The sequence below is a fragment of the Rubripirellula amarantea genome, assembly GCF_007859865.1.
GTDB lineage: Bacteria > Planctomycetota > Planctomycetia > Pirellulales > Pirellulaceae > Rubripirellula > Rubripirellula amarantea.
Window position 1 is genome coordinate 402,732 of sequence record NZ_SJPI01000002.1, and the last position, 12,054, is coordinate 414,785.

At 54.4% G+C, this 12,054-nt stretch carries 10 protein-coding genes, 1 tRNA gene and 1 pseudogene; 5 read left to right on the top strand and 7 right to left on the bottom strand.

The features are described 5' to 3' along the window. Positions 1 to 868: 868 nt before the first annotated feature. The 3 genes and pseudogenes from Pla22_RS25960 to Pla22_RS14915 form a co-directional block, all read left to right on the top strand. A pseudogene (locus Pla22_RS25960) lies at positions 869 to 2,083 on the top strand (dockerin type I domain-containing protein); the annotation flags it as partial. Positions 2,084 to 2,614: 531 nt separating this feature from the next. After that, positions 2,615 to 2,688: transfer RNA gene (locus tag Pla22_RS14910), tRNA-Arg, on the top strand. Positions 2,689 to 3,069: 381 nt separating this feature from the next. After that, entirely contained in the window at positions 3,070 to 3,486 is a 417-nt protein-coding gene (locus tag Pla22_RS14915) for a YbbN family protein (RefSeq protein ID WP_146515635.1), read from the top strand. A 283-nt stretch (positions 3,487 to 3,769) separates the two neighbouring features. On the opposite strand, the gene Pla22_RS14920 is transcribed toward Pla22_RS14915, so the two are convergent. The 5 genes from Pla22_RS14920 to Pla22_RS14940 all read right to left on the bottom strand — a co-directional run bounded on the left by Pla22_RS14920 (position 3,770) and on the right by Pla22_RS14940 (position 7,907). After that, positions 3,770 to 4,210 carry an ASCH domain-containing protein gene (locus Pla22_RS14920; RefSeq protein WP_146515636.1) on the bottom strand — a complete coding sequence of 147 codons (441 nt, stop codon included), beginning with the start codon at positions 4,208 to 4,210 and terminating at the stop codon, positions 3,770 to 3,772. A gap of 3 nt (positions 4,211 to 4,213) precedes the next feature. Then, on the bottom strand, positions 4,214 to 6,313 hold the full coding sequence (locus tag Pla22_RS14925; protein ID WP_146515637.1) for a GNAT family N-acetyltransferase: 2,100 nt from the start codon (positions 6,311 to 6,313) through the stop codon (positions 4,214 to 4,216). Then, positions 6,303 to 6,680 carry a type IIL restriction-modification enzyme MmeI gene (locus Pla22_RS25265; RefSeq protein WP_165440686.1) on the bottom strand — a complete coding sequence of 126 codons (378 nt, stop codon included), beginning with the start codon at positions 6,678 to 6,680 and terminating at the stop codon, positions 6,303 to 6,305. The genes Pla22_RS14925 and Pla22_RS25265 overlap by 11 nt, the downstream gene beginning before the upstream one ends. A gap of 610 nt (positions 6,681 to 7,290) precedes the next feature. After that, entirely contained in the window at positions 7,291 to 7,677 is a 387-nt protein-coding gene (locus tag Pla22_RS14935) for a type II toxin-antitoxin system VapC family toxin (protein WP_146515639.1), read from the bottom strand. Continuing rightward, positions 7,674 to 7,907: a type II toxin-antitoxin system Phd/YefM family antitoxin gene (locus tag Pla22_RS14940; protein WP_146515640.1), complete on the bottom strand. Its 234-nt coding sequence runs from the start codon at positions 7,905 to 7,907 to the stop codon at positions 7,674 to 7,676. The genes Pla22_RS14935 and Pla22_RS14940 overlap by 4 nt, the downstream gene beginning before the upstream one ends. Before the next feature lie 965 nt (positions 7,908 to 8,872). On the opposite strand from Pla22_RS14940, the gene Pla22_RS14945 reads away from it, so the two are divergent. Both Pla22_RS14945 and Pla22_RS14950 read left to right on the top strand, forming a co-directional pair. Then, a complete protein-coding gene (locus Pla22_RS14945; RefSeq protein ID WP_146515641.1) occupies positions 8,873 to 9,055 on the top strand; it encodes a hypothetical protein in 183 nt (60 codons plus the stop codon). 479 nt (positions 9,056 to 9,534) lie between these two features. Continuing rightward, entirely contained in the window at positions 9,535 to 10,011 is a 477-nt protein-coding gene (locus Pla22_RS14950; protein WP_146515642.1) for a hypothetical protein, read from the top strand. A 292-nt stretch (positions 10,012 to 10,303) separates the two neighbouring features. On the opposite strand, the gene Pla22_RS14955 is transcribed toward Pla22_RS14950, so the two are convergent. Together Pla22_RS14955 and Pla22_RS14960 are read right to left on the bottom strand one after the other, a co-directional pair. Continuing rightward, positions 10,304 to 10,828 (bottom strand): hypothetical protein, encoded by a 525-nt coding sequence (locus Pla22_RS14955; protein ID WP_146515643.1) that lies wholly within the window; start codon positions 10,826 to 10,828, stop codon positions 10,304 to 10,306. 32 nt (positions 10,829 to 10,860) lie between these two features. Next, positions 10,861 to 11,586 carry a PEP-CTERM sorting domain-containing protein gene (locus Pla22_RS14960; protein ID WP_165440687.1) on the bottom strand — a complete coding sequence of 242 codons (726 nt, stop codon included), beginning with the start codon at positions 11,584 to 11,586 and terminating at the stop codon, positions 10,861 to 10,863. Positions 11,587 to 12,054: the final 468 nt, after the last annotated feature.

Consider the following 12,054-nt stretch of genomic DNA (forward strand, 5'->3'; position numbering starts at 1 on the left):
CGCGACGTATTCGAATCTCACCGTTGATTATGCTGATACGGACTTGTTTCGCTTCGATTTGATCTCCATTGGAACGTTCCGTGACCGCATCGTCCTCGACTACGATGATACGCAAGGTGACCTTGAGTTATTCCTCTACGACCGACTGGGGCAAGGCATTCGGTTAGGTGGCGCATTCGGTGGACAGGTCGGAATGTCCCTGGCTGGTCTAATGCCGGGGACCTACTACGCGGGAGTCTATTCGACCAACGGATATGTCTATAGCGACGGCTACGACATCACGATCGAGCGACAAATTGTGGCTTCGACTTCGCTACAGTCGGACCCAGTCATGCCAGGCTCCGTGCCGCGTCCAATGGAGGTCGTAACACCGTCATCATCTCTCATTCAATCCACGATCGAGTCGCTGCTGGAGGCCGCAACGAGTCGCTGGGAAGCCACACTCTCTGACGCTAACCTACCAACCGTCAAGGTTCAATTGGCGGATTTGCCTCCGGGCTACCTCGGCTTGGCCGACATTACGTCCTGGTCCGCCGATGGTCGTCCGCTGGCTGGAACGATCACTGTTGACATTGATGCCGATGGGCAGGGTTGGTTCATCGACGACACGCCTTTGGATGATAGTGAGTTCACACGCCAGTACGCTGGCGGCGATGCGCTCGGACGTCCCGGTGAATCTCGTTACGATCTGCTGACAATGTTGATGCACGAAGTGGGGCACCTCGCTGGCTTCACTGATTCATTCGCGGGATTCGCTTCGCTGGTGAACATGGAAAACGGAGTGGCGTCGATCTCCACGAGCCAAGGCAATGTGATCCTGCAGAGTGACCTCGATCACATCGCGACCGGCGGGCAACCGTTTGATCTGATGAATGCGTCTTTGCGACCGGGACTGCGAAAGCTGCCAACGTCCATCGACGCTGAAATTCTTTCACTCGCCTACGCGGCTGACACCAGCGGCTATACCGAGGAACAACGACTCGCGTTGACCGCCGGAAGTGGGTTCGTGTCGATCACCAGCGGCGAAGTCTTGACGGTGGCAACCGGTCCCGCGATTGGTCTGACCAATGAAGATCTTCTCGTCAGTGATCCTGCCGCCGACGGGTTCGGATGGCGGACCGTTGGCGATGTTCAAATCAGCGAAGGTGTGGCGACCATTAGCGAGACGGTGGGATTGATCGGTGACTTGTCCCAAACGTTTGTGGTTCCCAACGGAACGACGACGTTGAAATTCACACTCGGCGGTATCAATCTGGACGTCGCGTCAGGGCCGTTCCCCTCGGAAGCCTTTGAGGTGTCGCTGCTATCCGCCGGTGACGAGGCGGCTTCATTGCTCGGTGGCTTAAACGGATTGTTCGGTGGCGATGCGATCCTGAACATCCAAGCTGACGGAACGGTCTACACTGCTCCGGGCGTCACGGTTGAAGGGCTCTCGCAAAGTGGCGGCGTGATCGACTTGTCACAAACCTTCGACGTGGTCGTGGCGATCCCCGATGGTGTCGGTGGCCAAACGGCGACGTTGTTCTTTGACTTAGTTGGCTTTGGGGAAGCAAGTAGCACCGCACAAGTCACCGCCGTGTCCCTCGACGCCGGTGACGAAGTTCAAACGTGGACCAATCCTACCAATCGCTTCGACGTCAATGCCAATGGATCCGTCACGGCGCTCGATGCATTGGTGATCATCAATCAAATCGGGATACCCACCGTTCATAATCCGGAAACGGGTGTCCTGTTTGCGATCGCCGGCCAAGTTGGACCGCCACCGTTTTATGATGTCTCTGGCGACGGCCGAATCTCGGCGCTGGATGCCTTGCAGATTATCAACGAACTAGCGCGTGAGGGAACGTTCGAAAGACCAACCTGGACCAACTCATCGAACCGTTTCGACGTCAACGATAACGGAAGTGCGACCGCGTCCGATGCGCTTGCGATCATCAACGAGCTCGCGATCGGCCGTGTACATGATCCGGAAACCGGGCGGCTCGACGAAATCACCGATGAAGTCGGTCCACCGCCGTATTACGACGTCACGGGCGACGGTCGGATCAGTGCCCTCGACGCGTTGCAAATCATCAACCATATGGCCATCGAAACCTCATTCGATCCTGAATCGGTGGATGACGCCGTGTTGCAACTGATGGCGGACCAGGAAAACGAATGACCGCAACGTTTCGCCGGTCCCTCCACGATCGACAAGAATCAACCCTTGTCGATCATACGGGCCCGGTGGTGCGAACGTGTCGGATAGAGCGGAGGGATCTGGTAAAGTAGAAGGGCCATGCGGGATGGCGAGCAGAGAAATCCGGCAAGGCCAGCGGTGAAATCCGGGACGTCGAGCAGTGAAATCTGGGACGCCCAGCGGTGGAATCTGGCAAAGCGAGCGGGAAGTATTTGCCAAACGCGGGTCAGTGGAGAAGGGGCGGTGCGAGGCGAGGAGGCTGGTGGTTTGGGGGCATCAGGGGTAACGATTATCCAAGGTAAACGGGGAAATGGGCTTATTCACCGGACAAAACCAGGAAGCACCGAAAAGCGAGGTGAACCCGCCTTGGCGAAACGCAGTCCAGTACGTAAATTACGCCCATGAGTGATCGAGAGTGAAATCTCCCGACCACCCGCACCCCTAGCTCAATTGGATAGAGCATCGGTCTACGGAACCGAAGGTTAGAGGTTCGAATCCTCTGGGGTGTACTCCTTCATCTGGCGTGCAATGGCACGCAGATGCGACGACATGCGAATTAGCCCGGTTTTTGCTGGGCTTTTTTCGTTTCTGCAGTGTTTGCTTCGCCGGGCCTCAATCCAGCGCCGCCGCCTGCTGCTTCGGCTTATGCTTCGCATTTTGCCTAGTCACTGCTTCGGGTTCTGCTTCGCCTTTTTGGGCTCCGTGAGAATCAACGCCATTGAATGTTTTACGCTCTAGCGTCGAGCGTTCTGTAATCGCTCGCTCAAAGCTCTCGCCGGTTGCCATTGCGTAGTGCAACATCGCAACGGGAACGCTGTTCCGCCGTCAGCCTGCAACGCGGTCACGTTGTCAGGCAAATGCGAAGCTTGATCTACTACAAGCCCTAAGCATTGCCCAGTCGTTCTGGTTCGCCGTTATTCAACGACGACGGCTCTTGCGTGATCGGCCTCGTCGCATGGCGAAACAGCGACGGTCACGGACTGGCGATGAACGCCGCCGTTGGTTCATTCGTTCGCGGCGAAGTCGCCGAAGTCGAAAGTGTACTTCCCGACAACGCGATTCCCCATTGGCAATCTCGCGTTCGTTTGGTTCTCGTCACGTCGGAAAGATGCCAACCGTGCGAACTGCAAAAGCAATCCATGCCGAGCGACGTTCGCTATGAAACCGTTGACATCCAATCTGTCAACGCGAAGGACTACAACGTCCGCACGACGGCAACGCTGATTGTATTCGTAGATGGAAATTTAGAAGACACATCAAGCGGGCTGCTTCGCGGCGACCGCTTGCGAGCATTCTTGGACCGCTGAGGCTTCACTGACAATGAAACCCGGCCCGACGACGCCGACCGAACCGAGGACGATTTCAACCCGTGGATCAATCCCAGACGCTGGAATCGCGGCCCGATCCGCGATCGCATCGACAACGCGAAAGACCGCTTCGCGTGGTGGCTCATCGGAAAGTGGCTCGGCTTCACCGGCGGCGGGGCGGCGATCGTCGCTCCTTGGTTGATTCTGATCTTTCGGGCGTTACGCAAGTTGCGTAGCACTGAATCTCTGGAAAAGCCGCGTCAGAATCGGCGGCGGAAATCAACTAAGAACTCACGCAACCACCGAGTCTCGTTTCTCTTGTCGTGATGAACTTCTGTTGTGCCGAGTCGAGGTACCGGTATTGCTGTGGCGGCTGAAAACCTTCCCAGCGTCGCCGCAGTTCTCGCAGTGACACCGGCTTCTTGAACACGGCGATGTCCGATAGGTGGATGCCAACCGCCTTAGTAGCACCCTCGTAGTAAGCGTCAAACGCCTCCTCGGATACCGCCGCCAACCTACCGCAGTCTCGCCAGATTTCGTTGGGTTCGCCAACCTGAATATTGTCCACGGTTGCGACTGCGACCACTTCACATTTCGGCGTCGTAGCGTAGATGACGACTTTGAAACCCGGCTGAATGCTTGGCGTTCGCTTGCGAAGTTCGACGGTCTTTCGCCCTTTGACGATCGACTGAACATGTTCGGGATGGATCGAGAGAAAAAGCATGATTTACGACTTTCCCTTCATGGATTGCGAATAAATTTCGTGAAAAGCCGCGTCGGGGATTTTGACGGCGGATGGAAATGTCTGTTTTCCCATGCCATGTGACGATAGTACGCTATTTACGTCCCCAAGGGCCATCGGGTTCTCCAACAACTCTGTACTTGTGAATTGAATCGCAACGCCAGCGGCGTCAGCTTGCTTGAAAAAGTCCAAGACATGATGCCATTCGTAGACGCCAAACCGTTGGAATTCACGGAATAGATTTTTGGCGGTCCCTGTGACAACTCTGGTCAAAGCCGAACATGCTCGGATGCAGCCCCCGCCTTTGCTGCGATCCCCGCTGACGTACCAAAGAACCCTACCATGCGACGATGTTGGGCTGTTTCGAGGGCGTTTGTAGTACGCTGAGTCAGGATTGATGACTAGCGAGGTGTCCGGATCGAACAACCCGCGATCCCACAGCCGAAAATCGAACAATTCTTGTGCCCATCGAGCTTGAATTGGGATCACCCACGTCGGGAGTTTACCGAACGTAACCTTGCCAGGGTGGATTAGTTGTTCGAGCTGCTGGGTCTCATGCTCGTTGCCGATCACGCTATGGTCCGCTTGAACTGCGTGCGAAAGCTGACTGACGACCATTCCCGGCAACATCCCAGAATCCTTCAGGCTGTTCAACTCGCTACTCAAGTCGTGCTGCTTCCAAGAACCTGGCAGCGATAGCCGCCACCACTGGTTATCCGCTTGAATCCAGCCACGACGTGACAGGGCATCCAAAATCGTCGGCGACGCAAGTGGGTCAGTTATTGCCACCGTCCGCCGCTCCCCACTTCGCCAAGCACCAAGCGGTTGATCGGCAAAGTAATAGGCGAGAACCCGGCCGAATCGACGGTGAATCAACTTGCGGTTCAAACGCAATCGGAAAACTTCCCGTCCACCGTCTTTCAAAACGTGAATCGCAATCAAGGCAATATTCGGATTACTTTTAGAACTGACCCGATAGATTTCCCACTCACGGGGATTCGCGAGCATTTCATTCAGTTCCGCTTTGAATGTCCTCAAACGCTCGCCACCGGCTTGGTCAATGAACAATTCCAAATCAAACTCGTCAACTCTGAGGACGTGACTGCGTTCGATCCCTGAGCGAGACAGTTCACGGTATTGATAGCGATGTGAATTCAACACCGAATCGTAGTTAGTGATGAACTCCGGTGGAGAAAGCACTCGCAACCCGAGAGAGCTTTGAATCTCGTCGCGAAACTCCAATACTCCCTCGTCCCGAGTTACAAAGGCAGCAGCCTCGACGGTTGCCGCGATCGCGATGTGCATTTGATCCGAAACGCTTGAGTCGTCATCAGGCGGCCCCATGATTCGCTGAACTTCTCGCAACGTCTCTGCGATGTCAGGTTCGTTTGCGGAAACCTGCGTCCACTTCTCTTTCACCACTGATGTCATGTCGCTTCGCAGCGGTTCGTTCTGTCGGTCAAAGTCAGCGAAGATTTCCGACGTAACACTGAGGTCAATTTCATCGAATAACCAATCCACCAACAACCCAATGCTAGATCCGTGGTGCGGCCTGCTATCATCCTCGATGTCGATCACCACATTGGCATCGCAAACGACGACCGGCAATGGATCGCTCTCGATCTGATCAAACAGTGGCGTTTCGTCGATCGGGAAGCTAAAGGCAATCAGCTCACTACCATCAAGCTTCTTACCAGGGAAGCGACGGACCTCCGAAAATTTCAGCCGCCGCCAAGCGTCCGCCGCTGGGTAGTCTGATCTGCAATTCAATCGAATCCGCGCATGACCGGGATGGGATTTCACAAGGGCTGCAACTAGCTGCTTTGCAAAACCACGTTGCCGAAATGCGGGCGAAACACAAAGGTGAGCGATTCGGACCTCGTAACGCCCGTTCGTCGAGAAAGCGACGTATCCGACAGCGCTTCCATCGAGCCATGCAACATAAATTTGGTTCGACGCCGCTCGTTGCTCAAACGCTCCATCGGGAAAGAAACCCAAGAAGGCTTTCTGTGTTCGGTAAAGCCCTTTGACAGCATCGAGCTCTTCCTCGGATGCAACTGCACGAATTTCAATATCACCGCTCATGCTGTCCCCGACTTCTTCCGGCGTGATTTCTTCTTCGCGACCAGCGGGGCGGAAATACGTTCGTACACTCGAATGCTTGCGAGGCGGCCTTGGTCAAGTCCTTCCCGGCACTCCTGTGACCGGCCAGCAGTACCGCTTCCATGAAAACATCAATGAAACCGGAAGGGACTTTTATCTTTTTGACAGTTTCCTCAAGGCTTGCGATCAGATGGCGATTGAGTCCAAAGATGCGAAGAAACTGATCCCAGAAGTTTTTCACTTCGCCGTTTTCTCGACTCTCGCCCGCCCATTCTTTCGCAAACTCGATCGAGTTGCTGCGTATTTCATTAAAGCTTAAAGGCATCTTGCACAGGCTTCCATCAGTCAACGTTGGGATGTTCGAAACGGCATTGTACCGATTGACACAAAGCAACCGGAAGCCGCCTGCAAACCTAGCGTGACACCGCTTTGGAGCGACTTCTTCACCGCCGGGCTTCTAAGCCCAGTGAAGGCTGTCCGCAAGCTGTTAGCCGACTTCTTCCGAGGGTCCACGTCGATCGGTCGGCCTCCGCTCCGGGCCTCGCTCATCGTTCGGCGATTCAACGCTCTTTTAAATTTCAAAATTCACCCTTCAAACTTACCCGTTGGTCCGCTTCCATGCCCTGCGCTACGGCGGCATCCATGCCGCTGTCACTGGCCCATTCCACAGCGATCGTCAATGCTCGCCGTGCCTTCGGCGAATCCCGAATGGGTTCGCCTCGCCTTCTCGCTGTCGTTCTGCAACATCGATCAACAGCGGCGAGGCTCAGTCGGTCGCTTCGCTCCCGTCGCAGTGCGTGCGGGCATCCTGCCCAAATAGAGCGATGGCATCGTGCCGTCAGCTTCGCCGCCGGGAGTTCAGCGTGGCATGCGTCGTGCCCGATATACGGCGGCGTCTTGCCGCTGGACATTACCTGCCCTGTCGGGCAAGCAACGCGATCGCTACGCGGACCGACGTTTCACCAAGTTCGCTGAACGGGATACGCATCGAACTGCGTATCCGCCGAAACGATTTCGATGCCTTCGGCTATCGCTTGGGCGACGAGGAGGCGATCAAATGGGTCGCGATGGTGGAAGGGCAAATTTAGCAATTCTGCCGTGTGGCCAGGACTGATGTTGAGAATCTCGAAGCCGTAGTCTACCAGTGCAATGTCGATGAAATCAGCATAGGGCTGATTCAACTGCCACTTACCAAGGCTTATCTTGATTGCCATTTCCCAGTACGAGGCTGGGCTGAAAAGAATCGTGTTGTTCGGATCACCGATCACAGCAGCGGCTGTTTTGCTCAGCTTCACGTCGCCTTCGATGAACCAATACAATGCGTGAGTGTCGAGCAAGACTCTCACTGCATATACTCGGCGAAGTCGTCCAGATGCGTGTCATCGTCACTGACAATCGAGATCATGCCTTTGCCAAGGCCTGGCTTGCGAAACTCGCCCGGCTTTTTTTGCTCGGAAACTAACTTCGCGACGGGTTTGTCGCCATCAGTTATCACTAACTCCGCACCGGGAGCCAAGCCTGCGATCAGGTCTTTCAAATGCCCTTGAGCGTCGTCGATCGAAATTTTCTCGGCCATCGAGTTCTCCATTGTTTCAGTGAATTTCCATTGTAACCGACAACAACCCAAATCAAGAAGATCGGCTTTCAACGATCGCGATTAGGATGTCTCGGTTCGCTTGGTCCAGAGTGGACTAGGATTGAATTAGGCGGCGTAGCGAGGGGTCCGAGTTGAGTGCTTCGCCTTCTGCTTCGGGTACACCGAAAACCTCGCTAAACGCTGGCGTTTTCGACGATGTTTCACATCCTCTGGGGTGTACTTCTAAAGCCACTAGCAATAATGGTTTCTGACTTTTTCCGTGCGTAGCCCGGAATCGACCGAAAGTCGATTTCACAAAAACGGTTCCTTGTGTACTTGGACTCGAAGAGGTCGGTTCATGAGCAGGGAGCTTTCCTAGGGCGTCTGCTTGTTTGATGAATTCGTTGCATTGTTCTTGAGACCAAGCAAGATCGTGGAAGGTCGCGCAAGGTTGAGCTTTACTATCAGCCGATCCGAATCAGCCAATCCGAAGGCTTCTCTTCGTAGTCGTACGGCATGCAACATCACGGGTAGGCTCTTGAGAATTCGACGGTAGGTGCGATTGCTCATGTGCCTGAGTTTTTCTTCGTCCTTGCCCGCGTAGCTCGCCATCATCACCGCCGTGGTGAGGCTCGCATCACTCGCTCAACGTCGATTGAAATTCTCTCCACCCCTTGCGCACTGCTAGCTTGTCTTTCGAAAAACGCGAACGCTGGGCCGATCCATTCGGCTGGTCCTTCGACCAACGACTGACTTGTCTATCCATCCAGTCGCCGAGATTGGTCGCCGAGATTGTTTGGTGCGAAATCACTTTTGACTCGACACGCGAAAGTTCCTTCACCTAGGATTAGGTGAAAGTCTCTCGGTGATTGCGAATCCACGGTAGTCGGCCGGGGTTGTCTGGTCGGCGTTGGTTTCTAATCATGAACGCTATTGGCAAATGAGTTCAAATGAGGAAATTTCCAATGGATCAGAAGATCGTCAAGAAGCTCGAAAACGAGATTGAGGAGGCCATCGCTGAAGTCATTATGAAAATCGGCTTGAAGCGATTGCCACTTTCTCCAAGTCCACAGACCATGCACTTGATGTCGAAGGCCGCGGTCACGGTCTACGAAACTGCCGTGGAGAATCGCCAGCCAGAGGAATGAACGTGGTGTGCTGGAGCAACAATCATGAGGCATGCGGCATCATGGCAGCGGGAAATTCTTGATTACCGCATTCCCAGTAAGCTCCTCTGACTTTGGCTGCGCTGAAAAGAAGAGTTCGCCGGTAGTCTCAACCAAGCGTGGTGCCCTCACTTTCAATGGTGGAATTCCCTCGACGCTTGCAAGCGAAAACTTCCTGAATGGTTCCGCGGTTGACGTGCGTCGCCAAATCAAAAGGTTGCCTGCACCAGTTTCTCCCTCCGTACCCTCATGAGTGAGAAGCAGCGTTTTTTGATCTAACGTCAATGACGGCCAAGTGAGAAAACCTTCCATGTTGCTTGGTTGTATTGCAAGAGGCTTGGGTTGGGTCCACTTTGATTGTTTGTTTTCGCGTGTGCAAAACACGACTCCCGCTTGCCCAGAACCTCTCGAACGATTGAGGCAGAGCATCAGACCGTCGGCTCACGTCACGACCGCTGCAAATGATCCCTTACGGACGCGACGTCTTTTTCACCGTCTTGCTGCCTAGCGGCGAGCGTGAATTGTTCCGAAGTGACGGTACGTTCTTGGGGACTCAGCAAGTTGACGATATTTCTGGCACCACCAGTGCAACGCCCCGTGACTTGGTGATCACGAACGATCGACTGTTCTTCTCAGCACGACGCTCAGACGATCAACGGGAACTATTCGTCTACAACTTGGAAGAGAACCAGACGTTCTTGATTCGCAATCTTAGCGGAAGCGTATCCTCCAGCCCCGAGGAACTGACCAGTCGTCCGAGCTTGGAATACGAAGCCTTCGAAAGTTCTCATAGCGAAGCTCTGCTAACGGATCTCTCGTTCGCGGATGGTACCGACGCAGTGTATGACCCGGCCGATATCAACGCGGACGGCAGGGTATGTTCTGCCACTCGATTGAGAAGTTCCAGACGCTCCAATACTTCACTTACTATTGGGTGATCGGCTAGCTGGGCGAGGTCGTAGAAGTGACGCGACTGCCGTGCCCCAAGCGGTTTGGCTGAGCGCTCAGGCGACCATGCTGAATCGCCGCCTGTTGAAAATACGTTTGTCGTTCTTCGGCAGATTGGTTGGCGAGGGAATCCACGATCATTCTTCTTTCGCTGCAAGCTGGCGAATGATTCCTCCGATCCAAGCCGGAGCCAGTTTGATGTCGCGAAGCAATGTTAGAATGTCAACGAGAAGATCATCGAAACACTGGATCGCCGATTGAGTCCTGATGATCGGAAGACGATCAATCGGAACTTGGCACCGTGGAGATCTTGCCTGTCTTTACGTTGAGCAGGATGGGGATGTTGTCTGTGAAAAAGCGGATGCTCATCGCGTCATGGTTTGCGATGGGTGGGCTTGATTGCCAGGCACCTTGTTTTGCAGACTCGACCATTTGCGCCGGTGATTTGCCCGAGACTTTGGCGAGGTCGTCGAACGAATGAGTGGCCTTAATGATGCCCTGTTTGTCGATAACCATGAGTGAAATGGGGCTGGGCGTTCTGACCCATTCATCAATGAGAACGACCGTGCCGTCGTCGAAGACCAGGGCGGCGGCGGGGCCGAGTCGATGAGGAAGTTCATCGATCTTCCAAGCATCGTTGATTGGTTGAGCACGTTTCGCCAAACGTGACAATTCGGCCGAGGGTCTGGGGTTTCGCCAGTCATCGTGTCCGGTGATCAACAAGCGATACTCACCACTGGGCGAAGTAAACTCCCGAACTAGCTCGGGAGTTCTTCGTTGATCCGCCTTGGCCGTAGAGATATTCATACAGGCCAACAATACTAACGTAACGAAAGCGTTTAGCCGCGACATGACGTTTGCATTTGTCGGCGACGCAGGAAAGCGAATCCGACGCAACCAGCGACCAAGATAACTGACGATGGTTCGGGGACTGCGGACACTTTGGCGTCGGCAAGAGCGATGGCAACTTGACCAGCCGTCATGCGATCCAAGCCCGTGCCATCAGGGAAGATGTTGCCAATCACAGTCGGGGCAATTCGGTCGTCACCACTTCGCATCAAGAAGTTCGTTTCGACGCCTGGGTCATCGTGGTTCAGGCCGAGCAGGTGACCGACTTCGTGGGCAATCGTATCAAGCCTCGTTTCGTCGAAGACGAAGTTAGATATGACAATCTTATTAGCGTTGAGTCCACCGACTTCATTGACCTCGCCGTAGGCATCGTAGTGATCATTGACGAACCACATCGAAATGGTCTTCGCGTCCAACGACGCCCCGGGAGCATTGGCAAACAATGAATCCACTTCGTTTTGGTCATCCAAATCGTAGTAGTCCGCCGAGATAATCGACGTGAATGGCAGATAGTTGAATGTGATCCCTGCTTGCGACCAAATCTTGTTGGTTGCTTGCAAGAAAAGCTCCTGGCCTGGGTTGCCAAAATCGCCCGATCCGTTGCCAACCTGGATAGGAAGGATCGTCACGATGGCGGCATGACAGGTGTTCGCAATGGGTGCCAAGACGCAGAACGACGCTACGAAAGCAGCGCGGGCGACAACGGTGTGGAGCATTATTGGGGGCTTTGCATTTGAAATGGTGCGGGAGGGGGGCGTGGGGTACCTCAATTTTGCCAATTTAGTGCTGCCAGGTTCCTCACGCAATCCATCGAGCGAAACAAATTTGGCGGGGTTGGAACGGATGTCCACGAGCTGAAACTTGGGGCGAACGCTGCGTTTCGCGTCGACGACGTCGTACATGGCTGAAAGTCCAGACCATCCCTGAATCGAGTGTTCTGCATTCGCTTTGGGGACGGGCCTTGATTGAAATCGCTCGGCACAGGCGAGTGCAATCAGCCTGCGTCATGATGAGGTCGACTCTAGTGCAACGAGATGACGCAAGGCGGTTCGTTCGCGTGAGCAGATGATCGGCGAGGATATTGGAGCCTCACAGGGTATTCATGTCGTCCGAGCATCGTGAAGGTTCTATCGTGGTAAAGTGAAGGGTGGTGATTCCCCGCTATTGTCGTTCGAGTAGCGGGT

Excerpts from the sequence above, each read along its gene's own strand:
- Pla22_RS14940 (WP_146515640.1), bottom strand. The coding sequence starts at position 7,907 with ATGGCCGAGAAAATTTCGATCGACGACGCTCAAGGGCATTTGAAAGAC.
- Pla22_RS14950 (WP_146515642.1), top strand. The coding sequence starts at position 9,535 with ATGATCCCTTACGGACGCGACGTCTTTTTCACCGTCTTGCTGCCTAGC.
- Pla22_RS14955 (WP_146515643.1), bottom strand. The coding sequence starts at position 10,828 with ATGAATATCTCTACGGCCAAGGCGGATCAACGAAGAACTCCCGAGCTA.
- Pla22_RS14960 (WP_165440687.1), bottom strand. The coding sequence starts at position 11,586 with ATGCTCCACACCGTTGTCGCCCGCGCTGCTTTCGTAGCGTCGTTCTGC.
- Pla22_RS14925 (WP_146515637.1), bottom strand. The coding sequence starts at position 6,313 with ATGAGCGGTGATATTGAAATTCGTGCAGTTGCATCCGAGGAAGAGCTC.
- Pla22_RS14920 (WP_146515636.1), bottom strand. The coding sequence starts at position 4,210 with ATGCTTTTTCTCTCGATCCATCCCGAACATGTTCAGTCGATCGTCAAA.
- Pla22_RS14945 (WP_146515641.1), top strand. The coding sequence starts at position 8,873 with ATGGATCAGAAGATCGTCAAGAAGCTCGAAAACGAGATTGAGGAGGCC.